This window comes from Streptomyces sp. NPDC004051 (assembly GCF_053604275.1).
Window position 1 is genome coordinate 29,819 of sequence record NZ_JBSGHG010000005.1, and the last position, 13,881, is coordinate 43,699.

Annotated in this window: 16 protein-coding genes; 8 read left to right on the forward strand and 8 right to left on the reverse strand. The window is 71.9% G+C overall.

The annotated features are described in order from the left end of the window. Nucleotides 1–4: 4 nt before the first annotated feature. Entirely contained in the window at nucleotides 5–847 is an 843-nt protein-coding gene (locus ACWEQO_RS08390; protein WP_452980354.1) for a DUF4397 domain-containing protein, read from the reverse strand. A gap of 883 nt (nucleotides 848–1,730) precedes the next feature. Here ACWEQO_RS08390 and ACWEQO_RS08395 point away from each other — a divergent pair. Next, complete coding sequence (locus tag ACWEQO_RS08395) at nucleotides 1,731–2,033, forward strand: DUF1540 domain-containing protein (RefSeq protein WP_361452007.1); 303 nt, start codon at nucleotides 1,731–1,733, stop codon at nucleotides 2,031–2,033. A 250-nt stretch (nucleotides 2,034–2,283) separates the two neighbouring features. Here ACWEQO_RS08395 and ACWEQO_RS08400 read toward each other — a convergent pair whose 3' ends face one another. Beyond that, on the reverse strand, nucleotides 2,284–2,358 hold the full coding sequence (locus tag ACWEQO_RS08400; protein WP_381207549.1) for a 50S ribosomal protein bL37: 75 nt from the start codon (nucleotides 2,356–2,358) through the stop codon (nucleotides 2,284–2,286). A 138-nt stretch (nucleotides 2,359–2,496) separates the two neighbouring features. After that, nucleotides 2,497–3,054 (reverse strand): hypothetical protein, encoded by a 558-nt coding sequence (locus ACWEQO_RS08405; protein ID WP_452980357.1) that lies wholly within the window; start codon nucleotides 3,052–3,054, stop codon nucleotides 2,497–2,499. 190 nt (nucleotides 3,055–3,244) lie between these two features. Here ACWEQO_RS08405 and trkA point away from each other — a divergent pair, with 190 nt between their 5' ends. Further along, nucleotides 3,245–4,558 (forward strand): Trk system potassium transporter TrkA, encoded by a 1,314-nt coding sequence (gene trkA / locus ACWEQO_RS08410; RefSeq protein ID WP_452980360.1) that lies wholly within the window; start codon nucleotides 3,245–3,247, stop codon nucleotides 4,556–4,558. 137 nt (nucleotides 4,559–4,695) lie between these two features. After that, complete coding sequence (locus ACWEQO_RS08415) at nucleotides 4,696–6,156, forward strand: TrkH family potassium uptake protein (RefSeq protein ID WP_452980363.1); 1,461 nt, start codon at nucleotides 4,696–4,698, stop codon at nucleotides 6,154–6,156. Between the two features lie 19 nt (nucleotides 6,157–6,175). Here ACWEQO_RS08415 and ACWEQO_RS08420 read toward each other — a convergent pair whose 3' ends face one another. Then, nucleotides 6,176–6,388, reverse strand: a complete 213-nt coding sequence (locus ACWEQO_RS08420) for a DUF4287 domain-containing protein (RefSeq protein ID WP_361451992.1) — start codon at nucleotides 6,386–6,388, stop codon at nucleotides 6,176–6,178. Between the two features lie 72 nt (nucleotides 6,389–6,460). Then, entirely contained in the window at nucleotides 6,461–7,129 is a 669-nt protein-coding gene (locus ACWEQO_RS08425; protein WP_361451989.1) for a DUF998 domain-containing protein, read from the reverse strand. A 186-nt stretch (nucleotides 7,130–7,315) separates the two neighbouring features. Between ACWEQO_RS08425 and ACWEQO_RS08430 the strand changes: the two genes are divergently transcribed. Both ACWEQO_RS08430 and ACWEQO_RS08435 read left to right on the forward strand, forming a co-directional pair. Continuing rightward, the gene (locus ACWEQO_RS08430) at nucleotides 7,316–7,942 is read left to right on the forward strand and encodes a DUF2975 domain-containing protein (protein ID WP_452980368.1); all 627 of its coding nucleotides are present in this window, start codon (nucleotides 7,316–7,318) and stop codon (nucleotides 7,940–7,942) included. Then, nucleotides 7,942–8,172 carry a helix-turn-helix domain-containing protein gene (locus ACWEQO_RS08435; protein ID WP_452980371.1) on the forward strand — a complete coding sequence of 77 codons (231 nt, stop codon included), beginning with the start codon at nucleotides 7,942–7,944 and terminating at the stop codon, nucleotides 8,170–8,172. Before ACWEQO_RS08430 ends, ACWEQO_RS08435 begins: the two co-directional genes overlap by 1 nt. Before the next feature lie 75 nt (nucleotides 8,173–8,247). Here ACWEQO_RS08435 and ACWEQO_RS08440 read toward each other — a convergent pair whose 3' ends face one another. Then, nucleotides 8,248–9,405: an RNA-guided endonuclease InsQ/TnpB family protein gene (locus ACWEQO_RS08440; RefSeq protein WP_361456771.1), complete on the reverse strand. Its 1,158-nt coding sequence runs from the start codon at nucleotides 9,403–9,405 to the stop codon at nucleotides 8,248–8,250. Nucleotides 9,406–9,431: 26 nt separating this feature from the next. On the opposite strand from ACWEQO_RS08440, the gene tnpA reads away from it, so the two are divergent. Then, nucleotides 9,432–9,860, forward strand: coding sequence for an IS200/IS605 family transposase (gene tnpA, locus ACWEQO_RS08445; RefSeq protein ID WP_361456768.1), 429 nt, complete (start codon nucleotides 9,432–9,434; stop codon nucleotides 9,858–9,860). Nucleotides 9,861–10,090: 230 nt separating this feature from the next. Here tnpA and ACWEQO_RS08450 read toward each other — a convergent pair whose 3' ends face one another. Together ACWEQO_RS08450 and ACWEQO_RS08455 are read right to left on the reverse strand one after the other, a co-directional pair. Next, complete coding sequence (locus ACWEQO_RS08450) at nucleotides 10,091–11,020, reverse strand: SDR family oxidoreductase (protein ID WP_452980376.1); 930 nt, start codon at nucleotides 11,018–11,020, stop codon at nucleotides 10,091–10,093. 184 nt (nucleotides 11,021–11,204) lie between these two features. Then, the gene (locus tag ACWEQO_RS08455) at nucleotides 11,205–12,041 is read right to left on the reverse strand and encodes an MBL fold metallo-hydrolase (protein WP_452980743.1); all 837 of its coding nucleotides are present in this window, start codon (nucleotides 12,039–12,041) and stop codon (nucleotides 11,205–11,207) included. A 447-nt stretch (nucleotides 12,042–12,488) separates the two neighbouring features. Between ACWEQO_RS08455 and ACWEQO_RS08460 the strand changes: the two genes are divergently transcribed. Both ACWEQO_RS08460 and ACWEQO_RS08465 read left to right on the forward strand, forming a co-directional pair. Beyond that, nucleotides 12,489–13,052: a hypothetical protein gene (locus tag ACWEQO_RS08460; protein WP_361451980.1), complete on the forward strand. Its 564-nt coding sequence runs from the start codon at nucleotides 12,489–12,491 to the stop codon at nucleotides 13,050–13,052. Between the two features lie 149 nt (nucleotides 13,053–13,201). Next, nucleotides 13,202–13,861, forward strand: a complete 660-nt coding sequence (locus tag ACWEQO_RS08465; RefSeq protein ID WP_452980379.1) for an HdeD family acid-resistance protein — start codon at nucleotides 13,202–13,204, stop codon at nucleotides 13,859–13,861. Nucleotides 13,862–13,881 lie beyond the last annotated feature (20 nt).

Sequence of the window (13,881 nt, forward strand, 5' to 3'; positions counted from 1 at the left end):
ACCGTCAGTGGCTCCGGGAGTACCGGCGGCGGGCGGCCAGCAGACCGGCGACCGCGACGGCGCCCGCGGCGCCCCAGGCGAGCCAGACGGTGGCGGCCTCGTTGTCGGCGGCCATCGTGCCGCTCTCACCGGCGTTCACACCGCGCGGCGCGGATTCCATGCCGCTGATCGTCTGCGTCTTCAGCGCGAGGTTCTTGTCCGCGGCGCTGCCCCAGGCGTAGACGACCGTGCTGGTGCCCTCGGCGAGGTTCAGGTCGGCGGGGCCGATGACCACGGTGTCGGTTCCGGCCAGGACGACATCGGCGCTCACCGTGCCGGCGGGCACCTCGAGCGACTTCTCGTTCGGGTTGGTCAGGCCCTCGATGACCGGCTTGCCGCCCGCGCGGACGTCCACGGCGGGTGCCGCGGCCACGTGACGGACGGTCAGCCGCGACTGGCCGGCCGGGACCTTGGAGGTGTCGTTGACGAACGCGGTGAGCACGGGGGTGCCCCGCGCGTCGAGGTGGGCCGCGAGCGTGGCGTTCGCCCCGGCCGGGATCTCGACGCTCTTCTGGATGGCGGGCTTGCCGTCGGGGCCCTCGCCGTCGGCGAAGACCTCGATGTCGTAGGTGCCCGGGTCCAGGGACCGGGGCTCGGTCAGGGTGCCGGGCTTGAAGTCGGGAAGCAGTTCGTTCCCGTTGGCGTACACGTCGACGGTGAGGCCCGGAACGCCGTGGAAGACGGACACGGACGCCTTGCCGTCCTTCTGCGCCGTGCCTTCCGCGGAGGCCGGGACGGCCACGGCGAGGGACAGTACGCAGGCACTGGCGGTGGCGGTGGCGATCTTCCTGCTGCGCGGGTTCATCATCGGAACTCCCTTCGTGGGGGCACCCCGGTACACGTGGGGCCCGGCTTCCGGATGAGCGGCTTCTCGGATGCGTCGCGCGACGAGTGCTTCGGCAGGGCGCCCAGTGCCCCCTCACCGGCGTCCGGCGCCCGTCGTGCTGTCGCACGCGGCCGCGGTCGGTGTCACGGGTGCTGTCGGGAGTGGCGCCGCTGGTGAGGTCGGCCGTGCTGGGGAAGTGAGGGCGGACCACCCGGGCGGGTCCTTGAACGGGGCCGGCACGTCCGGTCCCGGCTGCCGCGAGGCAAGGCAGTCGCTCTTCGTCGAGCGGTCTGCTCCCCGTGACGCCCGATCCACTATGGGAGGTCACGCGGCAGTGCGCCACTCGTGCCTCGCACATTCCCTCGTGCCTCGTACGTCCCCGCCGGGAACGGCACGCCGACCGGGCCGGTCCCGGACCGGCTCGGGCCCGGCGGAGGCAAGCGGTCGGCCTGGCGGCCTCAGGCCGTCCACCCCGGCCGAAGTGCGCCCCCGACGGACATCGCGGACAGTGGAAGTCGTGAAGGGAGCGTTCCATGAGCCGCCGGTGCGGACACGGCCCCTGGCGCCACCATGTCCGTCCGCGCCCGCCACTCCGTGGCCACCGTCCCGCGCCCCGTCCTCACGCACCATCGCCGGAGCCCCGCGTCCACGCCACAGACGCGGAGGAAACGAGAAATCAGAGACTGCCCGCACCAGCTCCAGGACGAGCTCGCCGGGCTTCGGCGGGATCTGGACGAGCTGGGGCGCCGGGCCGGCGAGTCGGAGCAGTGACCGTCGTTCGTGGGGGTGGCGTGCCCCGTCGCCCGAGGAGAACCACCACCGCAGCGACCCACCCGTACGAGACCTCGAGAAAGCAGACCCCCTCATGGCAGCCACGCCCGTCATGCACCTGCCGGTCATCAGCGAATGCGCGGCCGAGAGCTGCGCCTACAACCACGACCACACCTGCCACGCCGCGGCGATCACCGTGGGAGACTCCGCCGCCCCCGTCTGTGACACGTTCATGAGCGCGGACATGGAGGGAGGGGAACCGTCCGTCACCGGCCGGGTCGGCGCGTGCAAGATGGCCGACTGCCGGCACAACACCGGGCTGGAGTGCCACGCCCCGTCCATCACCGTCGGTTATGAGCAGGAGCAGGTCGACTGCCTCACCTACGCGCGGGCCTGAGCGACGGGCGCAGCCGTCGCGGAGTGCCGGGGTCGCCGTACAGCGGCGAAGCGCAGTGACCCCGGCGACCGTCCCGGTCCGGCAGCGCCTGTCGGGAACCGGGAAGCGACCCGTGCGAGCGGCACTGGCCGAACTCCGCGGAACCACGGATCAGCAGATCGCCGACACCGGCGTCCGACAGCGGCGTCCGGCAGCGGCACAACCGTGTACGAGCCCGGGCACCGTGCGGAGCGCGGCGCGCTCGGTCGGCTCAGGTGTTGGGGCGCTTGCCGTGGTTGGCCTTCTTCTTCTTGCGGCCGCGTCGTTTGTTGGCTCGCTTGGCCATGGCGTACTTCTCCCTGATCGGGGCTCTTCCTGCCTCCGCCAGTCTAGGTTCGGCCCCGGGGGTCCGCATCAGTGGTGAGGCGGCCCCTGCGGGACGGGGCACGCTTCGCGCGGTGACGCGCGCCGCCGACAACGCCGTTCACCCGCCGCCGGCGGTGGGCTCGTCCTCCTCCCGTTCGCTGTCCGGTCCCTGGGCCCGTACCCGCTGGACGTGTTCCAGGGACTCACGCAGTTCGGTGAGCCAGTCGTCGGTGTGCCGCTGGACCAGGCGCACGCACCAGGCCAGTGCCTCGCTGCGGCTGCGGGCCACCCCGCCGGCGATCAACGTGTCCAGGACCTGGCGCTCCGGCTGGCGCAGCCGGGTCATGACGGGCGCGGCGACATGGGTGAACAGGGCGCACCGCCCGGCGCACTCCACTCCCCAGGAGACCTTCCGGCCGAAGCGGTGCTCCGCGTCCCGGGCGACCGCGATCCGGGCGTCCCGGGTGCGTTCCCGGAACTCCTGGATCCGGCCCTCGATCGCCGCCTCCCGCTCGGCCGGAGAGGCGTCCTCGACCGGCCGGGGTCCGGGAATGCGTCCGATCACCGTGATCTCCTCGCGGTCGACCGTCACCTCGGCCAGTTCCTCGAAGAGATCGTCGGGGAGCCGGCCGCTGAACCAGCCCCTCAGTTGCTCTCGCTGCTGTGCCGTAATCATGTAATGACGATTACTCGGCATTTTCATGAACACAAGGGACAACGGAACGGGTCCGCCGACAGCGGAATCGGAATGCTTCAGGCCCATGACCGACCTCGAGCGCGTGACGTCACCGGAGAGCCCGCGCCGACCTCGAGGGCTCGCCGTCGGCGTCGCGGCGGGTGGGGGCCGTGCGTGCCACGATGCTGGCATGCAGGTCATCGTGGTGGGTGCGGGTCAGGTCGGTCACACCGTGGTGAAGTCGCTCGCCGAGACGCACGAGTGCACGGTGATCGACATCGACCAGGCGCGCCTGGAGGCCGTGTCGCACGCCTACGACGTACGGGTCACGCACGGCAGCGGCACCTGGCGCGAGACGCTCCTCGAAGCCGGGGTGGCCGACGCCGAGCTCGTCCTGGCGTGCACGTCGCGGGACGAGGTCAACCTGGTGACCGCGATGCTCGCCCGCCGGCTGTCGTCGGCGCGGACGGTCGTGCGGGCCACCGGGACGGACTACCTGGAAGCCTGGCGTGCGGGTGATCTCGACGTGGACCTCCTCGTCTCGACGGCGTTCGAGACCGCGAGCGCCGTCGCGCGCGTCCTCCACGTGCCGGGTGCGCGGCACGTGGACTTCTTCGCCGGCGGCGAGGTGGTCGTGCTCGGCGTCGACATCCACGAGGCGGGGGCGTCGCGGTTCGCCGGCCGCCGTCTGCGCGATGCGGGCCTGCCCGAGGCGTCGCGGGTGGTCGCCGTCGTGCGCGACGGGAAGTGGATCAGACCGACCGCGCACGAGGTGGTGCGGCCCGGCGACTGGGTGATCGTGATGGCGTCGCTCGCGGCGGCGCGCGCGTGGAGCCGGCTGGTCACCGGGGCCGAACCCGTCGACGACGTCGCGCTCTTCGGCGCCGGACGCGTGGGGAAGGCCATCGCCCGGGTCCTGCTCGGCAAGGGGATCTCCGTGCGGCTGATCGAGCCGGACGCGGCACGGGCGCGCGCGGCCGCGGCCGCACTCGACGGGGCGCGGGTGTTCCACGCGACGGGCCTCGACCCGGCGTTCCTGCGCCGTGAGCGCGTCGGCACGGCGGGAGCGGCCGTGTTCGCCAGCGGGGACGACTCGCGCAACCTGTACGCGGCGGTGCTCGCCAAGGTCCACGGGGTCGCACTCGCGCTGACGGTCCTCGAGGACCCCGTCGCCGCGGAGGTCTTCGAGGCCGCCGGGGTCGACGTGACGATCGACCCGGGTGACGAGACCGCCGAGAAGATGGCCCGTTTCACCTTCGACGAACGCACCCGGCAGATGGCGATGCTGGGGGACGACCGCTTCGAGGTGCTCGACATCACCGTCCGGCCCGGCAGCCGGTTCGCGCACGGTCCGGTCGACGCGCTTCCCGGAGCCGGTGTGGGCGCGATCGTGCGTGACGGCACCGTGTTCTTCCCCGGCGGTGAGGACGAACTGCGGCCCGGGGACCGCGTCATCGTCCTCACCGAGCCCGATCGCGTCCCCGCGATCGAGCACGACCTGTGACGCCGTCACGCTCGCCGTCACGCTCGCCGTCGCGCTCGTCGCCGCCTCCTCGACGGTGGCGTCCTCGGCGGTGGCGTCCTCGGCGGTGGCGTCCGCGCGGGCGGATCGGCGTCGACGTGCGGACCGCGCTGGGGGTCGTGGGCGCTCTGCTCGCGTGGTTCGCGCTCGCGTTCGTTGCGCCGGCGGTCGTCGCGCTCGCCGCCGGCGAGCCCCCGTGGCCCTTCCTCGTCAGCGGACTCGCCGTGGCCGTGACGGGCCTGGCGCTCAAGCGTCTGACGGGCGAGCGGCCCCCGCTGGACATCCGCGAGGGCTTCCTCGTCGTCGTCGCCGTCTGGCTGCTCGTGCCCGCGTTCGGCGCGCTGCCGTTCGTGCTCGGCCGCGTTCCGCAGCTCGACCACCCGGTCGACGCCTACTTCGAGGCGATGTCGGGGTTCACCGCCACCGGCGCGACCGTCCTGACCGACGTGGACGCACTCGGACCCGACATGCTGTTCTGGCGGCAGCTCACCCACTGGCTGGGCGGCCTGGGCATCATCGTGCTCGCGCTCGCGGTGCTGCCGCGGCTGCGCATCGGCGGACGCGAACTCCTGCGCTCCGAGCTGCCGGGGCCGGTCGAGATGGAGTCGCTCGGCGCGACCGTCCGCGGGACCGCCCGACGGCTGTGGAAGGTCTACCTCGCGGTGACGGTGACCGGCGTCCTGTTCCTGGCCTGCCTGGGGTGGGCCGGGCTGGACCCGCGGATGGGTCTCTTCAACGCGTTCTCCTACGCGACGTCCGCCGTGTCCCTCGGCGGGTTCGCCCCGGAGGCCGACTCGGCCCGGGGCCTCGCGCCGGTGACGCAGTGGGTGCTGTGCGGGCTGATGGTGGTGGCCGGGGTGAACCTGCTGCGGCTGTACCGCCTCGTCGCACTGCGCCGGATCCGGGCCGTCTCCCGTGACGAGGAGCTGCGCCTGTATCTCGTCCTGCTGGCGGTGAGCACGTCCGTCCTGGGGGCCGAGCTGTTCACCGAGGGCACGTTGGACGGGCTCGGCGGCGTCCGGCACGCGGCCTTCCAGGCGGTCTCGGTGATGACCACCACCGGTTTCGCGACCCTGGACTGGGCGAGTTGGGGAACACTCGCGGCGCTCACCCTGCTGGCGCTGATGTTCGTCGGGGCCTGCGCCGGGTCGGCGAGCGGCTCGATCAAGGTCGTCCGCCATCTCCTCCTCTTCCGCTTCGCCCGCCACGAGCTGGAGCAGGCCGTTCACCCCGACGCCGTTCTCCCCGTGCGGGTGAGCGGGCGCGTGGTCGACAACCCCGTGCTCCGCTCGGCGCTCGTGTTCGCTCTCCTCTATCTGCTCGCCCTCGCGCTCGGGACGTTCGGCCTCGCCCTCGACGCCGGGGCGGACACGACCGGAACCGGGGCGTTCACCGCGCTCGGCGCCGCCGCGGCCTGCCTCGGCAACGTCGGCCCGGCGTTCGGCGAGGTCGGCCCGTTCGGTTCCTACGCCCCGCTCGGGCTCCTGTCGAAGGTGATCCTCACCGCCCTCATGCTCCTCGGCCGCATCGAGATCGTCCCCCTGGCGGTCCTGCTCCGCCGCGGCTACTGGCGCGCGTAGGCGGCGGGGCCCGGCCCGGTCACCTGCCCGCGTCCTCGGCGAGGGTGTGGGCGACGAGGGCGTTGGCGTGACCGTGGCCGAGGCCGTGTTCCGTCTTGAGCCAGTTGACGAGCTCCATGTGCTTGGTGAGCGGGGAGGTGCGGATGAGCTCCTTCCACTCGGCGATCGGACGGCCGTACTTCTTCTCGATGGAGGGGAAGTAGCTTGCGGGACCCTTCACTGCACCGGTCATGGGATGCCCCGTTTCCTTTCTGGTCCGAGTGCTCTTGGTGGTGTCGATGATGTCCGCCGCAGCGGCGGGCGGCTAGCGGTTTGCCGGGGTGGCGGCCAGCCGGGCCGTCACCGCGGCCAGCCACAGCAGGCCGAGGCCGGCGCCCGCGGTGAAGGCCGGCACGAAGGCGGCGGAGGCCGTGAAGCCGGCCAGGACGGCCACCGGGACGAGGCGCGAGGCGCGGGCCCAGCCGTGGTGGCCCCCGGCGGCGAGCGGGCGGGCCAGAACGACGAACGCCGCGCACAGGGCGAGGTAGCCGACCGTCCCGGCCGCCATGTGCGCGGCACCGTGACCGCTCAGCGTGGCGGTGTCGGGCGCGCCGGCGGGGAAACCGGCCCCCGGGTCGGCCGGGAAGATCGCGGCGGCCCAGAACGAGGCGCCGAACACCCCGACCAGGACCGGCCCCCAGGTGCCGCCCGCCTCGTCCCGCAGCGCCCGGCGCAGACCGGTCGCCCCCACGACCAGCAGCACTCCGGTGAGCAGGAAGTTCACCGTCTGGATCCAGCCCGCCTCCCCGAGGGCGAGCTGACTGATGGCGTTGCGGGTGAAGTCGAAGCCGTCCCGTGCGAGGCCCTGGGCGAGGCCGAGCACGAGGAACAGGGGGCCCGCCACCACGCCCCCGGCCAGAGCCTGCCGTGCCACCGGTCGTGCCGCGGACGCGACGGAAGCGGGGTGCCGGGTCGCGCTGGGCGTGTGAGTCATGGCCGGGCCTCTCTCGTGCCGGTGTGGTCGTTGTCGCTCGTATGACCGACGGCACGAGGAGAAGTCACCGCTCCATGCGGTGTGACCTGGGTCACAGGCTCTCGGGCGCCTGGGCTTGACAACACGCTTATCGAATATCGATAGTATCGACAATCGATATGTTGATGGTGAGCGGATGGGGGAAGCATGCGTACGAAGCCTTCGTGGAGCCAGGCCGACGAGCGGCTGCTGGGGGCGGTCCTGGGGCTGGCCGTTCTGCTGGTCGGCTTCTTCGGGGTGCTGGCCCCGGCCCTCGGGGTGGTCGGCCTCGTCGACCCGGTGGACACCCGCGAGGTCGAGGTCGACACCGGGACCACGGCCCCGGTCCCGGACACCGTGGCCGACGCGGCGGCGGGCCACGGCATGACTCTCACCGGCACCCACCGCGCCGACCTCGTCCTCACCGACCCCGACCCGGGCGAGCGCCTGCTGCTCGCCCTGCCGGAGTTCGTCGACAGCCTGCTCCTGCTCCTCGTCCTGGTCCTCCTCCTCCAGATCGCCAGGACCCTGCGCGGTGGCGACGTCTTCGTACCGAGGAACGCCCGGCGCCTGAGCGTCATGGGAATCGTGGTGCTGGTGCAGGGCGTCCTCTCCCCGATGCTGCTGTCGTTCACCACGCAGGAGCTGGTGAGCGGCACCCCCCTGGCCGACCTGATCCCCGTCTCGGCCACCTTCTCCGGCGAGTACGTCCTGCTCGCCCTCCTCGTCCTGGCCCTGAGCGAGGTCTTCCGCCGCGGTACGAAGCTGCGGGCCGACACCGAGGGGCTGGTCTGATGCCGCCGGAGGAGGAGCACCGGGTCCGGGTCCACCTGGACCGGCTGCTGGCCGACCGCGGCATGACCCTGTCCGAACTGGCGGCCAGGGTCGGGGTGACGGTGGTCAACCTCTCCGTCCTGAAGAACGACCGGGCGAAGGCGATCCGCTTCTCCACCCTCACCGCGATCTGCCGCGAACTGGACTGCCAGCCCGGCGACCTGCTCAGCGTCCGCGAGGAGTCAACTTGACCCGGCCCTGAAGGACCGGGCTTGGAGGTAGCGCCCAACCGGCTGCTGGGTGGACTCCTCCGTCCAGACACCCCGTTATGGGGTGGCAGGGACGCGTGACTCACGCCCCGCATTCCACACGCTCTCGCCACGGGTAGCGATGTTGTGGGAAGCATTCCGGTCGGCGTGGGCAACGACCCCGCACCCCCGGCAGATGAAAAGCCCCTGGTCGACACGGTTGCGCTTGTCGACGTGGCCGCATTCGGCGCACGTCTGCGACGTGTACGCGGGATCAACGAAGACCAGGGGCACACCCGCCCGCTTGGCCTTGTAGACGATGAAGTCTCCGAGCTGGGCAAAGGCCCAGGAGTGGAGTGCGACCCGTTGGGGCTTGCGAAGCCGTACCCTCTGCCGGATTCCCTTGAGTTCTTCCAGGGAGATCCCGGCCGAGGTGCGTTCAGCCTCGGTCACGATCGTCTTGGCGATGATGTGGTTGGTGTTCTTGACGTGCCGCTGTTCGCGGCGGGAGCGCTCCTTCAACCGGCGCTTGGCGGACTTGGTGCGCTTCTTCTGGAGCTTGGCCCGCAGGGCAAGCTGACGCTTGCGGTAGCGGTTGAGACCGCGCCCGGCGGACTGGTAGCCGGTGGACGTGGTGGCGATGTTGACGATGCCGAGGTCCACGCCGATGAAGCCGTCCGGCTCGTACGTCTCGGCCTCGGGGACCTCGCAGGTGGCGACCAGGTAGAAGGCCCCGTCACGCTCGATCAGGTCTGCCTCGCCCTTGCGGTACTCGCGGAGCGCCTTGAGTGCGTCGGCGGAGCAGACGAAGCGGACGTTCTTGAGGCGCCCGGCAGTCGTCCAGATGGACACGGTCTGTGCATCGTACTGCCAGCTCACACACCGGTCGTCATATGGCTGCGCGGCCTGGGGACGGAACGCGATCGGCTTCGACCCGGCCTTGATCCGGCGCTTCGACTTCGGCTTGCCGAGGTTTCCGGCGCGGATGTTGGCGTGCAGCGTGGTGTACGCATCGCGCACCTTCTTGATCACGTGTTGCGCGGCCTGCGCCCCGAGCCCTTCGGCCCTGAGGCGCGGGTAGGTGTGCTTGCGCAGCTCGTACTCACGCGGCACACCATGGGCGAACGCCACCTCGGAGACCCAGCATGCCAGGTCGTTGACCGTGCGCAGGGTCGCCGACAGAGCGGTGGCCTGGTCGGCCTCCGGCATCAGCTTCACCTGCGTCACGATCTTCATGCCGGGCATCGTACTACAGTTGGTCTATGTCACCACGCTGGGAGCCAAACCCCGACGTCCGTAGGGGTCGAACGGTCGTCCACACCCTGCACGCCCACTTGGTCTTCACGCCCAAGTATCGGCGCGGCCCGTTCACCGACGAGATCCTCACGCGCTGCGAAGAGATCATGCGGGCCGTGTGCGCCGACTTCGAAACCGAGCTGGTGGAGTTCAACGGCGAGCGCGATCACGTCCACCTGCTCGTGCACTACCCGCCCAAGGTCGCCGTCTCCCGGCTGGTCGGCTCCCTCAAGGGCGTCTCCGCCCGCAGGCTCCGCCAGGAGTTCCCCGGCCACATCCGCACGTACCTGTGGGGCGACCACTTCTGGTCCCCGTCCTACTTCGCCGCGTCCTGCGGCGGCGCACCGCTGACGATCATCAAGGAGTACATCGAGAACCAGAAGCGTCCCGGCTGAGGCCAACAGTGCGGACCCGTGCACCCGTGCGGGTTACCCCTGTCTTGAGAAGCGCTTCCTCCCGGGCGTGAACGCCCGGGGTTCCGCGCTAGATCATGCTGAACCCGGTGTTCAGCCTCGCCCCTCTTTCGGACGGGCCTGTCCGGTGAGGGGTGCGACTCGCTTCACGGTCTTCCCGGGCCCGTGGCCCGAGCCGGCCCCGGTCGCACGGGACCTGTGGTCCGAGGGCCTCAACGGGTGTCGGTCAGCCCGCCGGTGACGGCTATCACCTCGCCGACCGTGAAGCTGGAGTCCGCGTCGGATGCCAGGTGAACGTAGGCGGGAGCCACTTCCTCCGGCTGGGCCACCCGCCCCATGGGGGCCGAAGCACCCAGATTCGTCAGGTAGTCGTCGGGGAAGCGCTGGCCCGCCAGGTTGAGCACGGTCCACGTGGGCCCGGGCGAGACGACGTTGGCACGGATGCCGCGCTGGGCCAGATGAGAGGCGATGGACTTGGTGAAGACGACCACGGCGGCCTTCGAGGCCGCGTAGTCCATCATCATCTCGCTGCCCTTGAGCGCTTCCTCGGAGGCGGTGGCGATCACGGCGTCTCCGTGGGAGAGATGCGGCAGGGCCGCCATCACCAGATGGAAGTAGGCGTAGGTGTTCGTCTTGAAGACCCGGTCGAAGTCCTCGGCGGTCAGCTCCGACAGATCGTTCTGGCTGTTGAGGTATGCGGCGTTGCTCACCAGGATGTTGAGACCGCCCAGTTCTGCCACCGTCCGCTCGACGACGTCGGTGCAGAAGGACGGATCGCACAGATCGCCCGGCAGCAGCAGGCACGTGCGTCCCTCCTTCTCCACCGCTTCTTGTGTCTCGGCGGCGTCACGCTCTTCCTCCGGCAGGTGGACGACGGCCACGTCGGCTCCCTCCCGGGCGTAGAGGACGGCAACCGAGCGGCCGATCCCCGAGTCGCCTCCCGTGATCAGCGCGACCTTGCCGTCGAGCTTCCCTGATCCGCGGTAGTTCGGCGCCAGGTACCTCGGGCGTACCTCCATGTCGGCCTCCAGCCCCGGCCGCTGCTGGCGCTGGAAGCGGTAGGGCGGAGAGATCTCCGCCTCCTCCTGCGGCATCGCCGGGCGCTCGTGCGGCGTACGGTCCGTGGCTTCCTCCTCCGACATGGCTGCTCCCTTCGCTTTCGGACTTCCGGGCCAGAACAGTCGTCGCCGCCGGACCGGCGGCGACCCACCTCGCATGTCCGTATCGGGCGAGGCCAAACCGTCCGCTGGTCATGGAGCCTTTGGCGACCGGGGGCCGGGGACCAGGGCGGCCGGGGTCCCCCGGCACGACGCGCGGGCGTGCCGGTCAGGCCGTGGCTCCGGCGCCGACCGTCACGCGCTCGCCCGGGGAGCACCGCACCAGGCGCGCGTCGTGGCCCCGGCGTCCGGCTTCCGCGAGGAAGTCCTCGAGCGGGGAACGGAACACCGTGTAGTCGTCGTAGTGGACGGGCAGCGCCCGGCGCGGGCGCAGCAGGTCGAGCAGGTCGGTGCCCTGTGCGGCGTCCATGGTGACCACGAGGCCTCCGGGCAGGGTCGTACCGCCGAGGTGCAGGACCGCCAGGTGGATGTCCGGGTACCGCTCGGCGATCTCGCGCAGACCGTCGTACATCAGGGTGTCGCCGGAGAGGTAGAGGACCAGCCGGGTCTCCCCCGAGCGGTCGCCGAATTCCAGCAGGCTGCCCATGACCGGCGGCAGCAGGAACCGGGCCGGACCGGGCGCGTGGCGGCCCGGCAGCGAGGTGACGCGCACGGAGGAGTCCCCGTGCCGCAGGGTGTGGCGCTGCCAGGTGTGCAGGCCGGTGGCGTGGCGGAAGCCGTACAGGCCCTTCAGCAGGAGGGCGCCGTGCCGGGTGGTCACGAACGGCAGACTCCGGTCCAGCCCCCGCCGGGCCACCCGGTCGAAGTGGTCGCCGTGCAGATGGGAGAGCACTACGCCGTCCAGGTCCGCGTGGGGCAGGTCCGCCACGTCGACGGCCGGTTCGGTCACCCGGCGCGAGACCAGCCCGTAGCCGAGGTGGGCCCGCTGTCCGCGGTGGAGGAAGTTCGGATCGGTCAGGAGCGTCAGGTCTCCGTAGCGGATCAGCAGGGTGGCGTTGCCGATGAACAGGATGTCCGCGGCGCCCTCGGGCGGGGTGTGCTGCACGGCCGGCTCGCCTCCGTCGCTCGTGTCCTTCCGGTCCCACCCCGGGTGAGCGGTGGGCACGGTTCTACACCTCCGGGCCGGGGGAAAGCCGGGCCCCGTCCGTGCGCAAGGCCCCTGGAAGGCACCGTTCCTTCCCCCGTGGCGGGTGAGGCGCGGGGCGCGTGCCTCGGGTGCGATGGACGGAGCGGCGGGCGTCGGCCGCTGCCCGGTCGGTCCCGTCGGCGTACCGGGCCGCCCCGGCGAGGTGGACGGCGTGGAGCACCGGCGGACTCCGGTCGTTCCCGGTGCGCCGGCCCGTGTCTTCACCACACGGGTGGCGGACGACCCTCGGCCGTCCGAAGGGGCCCCGGCCCGTACCCAGGTCGGTGTCTTCCTCCGGGCCGGGAGCTCCTTCGTCCCCACCGGCCCGGTGCGCCGAGACCGAGGCCGACACCGAGGGAGCCAGGCGTGTCCAGAACCAGAACCAGGACCAAAACCGGGACCAGGACCGGGGCCGGGGCCGGTCCGGCCGCGGGCCGGCGGGCGCGTCGTGCCGAGCGCCGGGCCCACGCGGACTACACGGGTGCCGTCTACGGGTCCATGCTCGCGGCCTCCGTGGTGCTCGGCGCCGGCTCGCTGGGCTCGTTCCCCCGCGCCGAGCTGGTGCTGCTGCTGGTGCTCACCGGTGTGGTGTTCTGGATCGCGCACGTGCACGCCCGGTTGTTCGGGGCGCGGCTGGCACAGCGGGCTCCGGACCGCCGGGTGGTGCTGCACGTGTGCCGTGACGAGGCGCCGATCGTCAAGGCCGCCCTCCCGCCCGCCGCCGCGGTGGCCGTCAGCCCGCTGCTGGGCCTGGACGTGCGGGGCGCCCTCTGGCTGGCCCTCGCCGTCGCCGTGGCCGGACAGGTGGGCTGGTCCGTGGCCGCGGCACACCGTGCCGGCGCCTCCCGGCGGCTGATGGCCGCCACCGCGTCGGTCAATCTGCTGATCGGCCTGCTGATCGTCTCCTTCAAGATCCTCCTGAAGCACTGAGAACGCCCGGGCCCGGGGCACCGCCCTCCGGGTGAGGGGGCCCCTGCACCGGGTGCCGGGATCACCCTCGACGGGTGACCCCGGCACCGGGCGGCAAGCGTGACGCTGGTCCTGTCAGGTCCTCGCCCCCCTCCACGCGAGGAGGAACCATGGCCATGCCGCATGGTCCGGCATCGCACGCCGGGCCGGAACGCCGTCCCGGCCGAGCGCCCTTCGATCCGATGGGCGATCCCACCCACGCCCTCGCGCGGCTCGGCCGTTCCTGGACCTGGCTGCTGGGCTCGGCCGTCACCACGCTGGTGCCGGGCGTTCTGATACTGGTCTGGCCGGAGGCGACCCTGCACGTCCTGGCGGTCCTCATCGGCCTGTACCTCCTGGTGAACGGGGCGTTCCGGTTCGTGGCCGTCTTCGCGCGGGAGGGGCACGAACGGTTCCCGGGGCTGCTCCTGGCGGTGCTGTACGTCCTGACCGGGGTGCTGTGCCTGCGGAACCCGCTGCAGACGATCGCCGTGCTCTCCCTGATCGTGGGGGTGCTCTGGCTGGTCTCCGGCCTCCTCACCCTCTACACGGCCCTCGCCGCCCAAGACCTGCCGCACCGCGGCGTCGTCCTGGGCACGGCCGTGCTCGGCATCGTCGCGGGGATCGTGGTCCTCGCCCTGCCGGCCGAATCGGCCCGCGCCCTGACCCGGTTGCTCGGGCTGTGGCTCGTCCTGCTCGGCCTGGCCGAGGTGGTGGTCGCCTTCGCCTGGCGGGCCGCGCTCCGCAGGACGCACTCCGCGGGTCCGCACACACCCGCCCCGGCGGCCTGAGACCGCGACCGCCGCGGAGG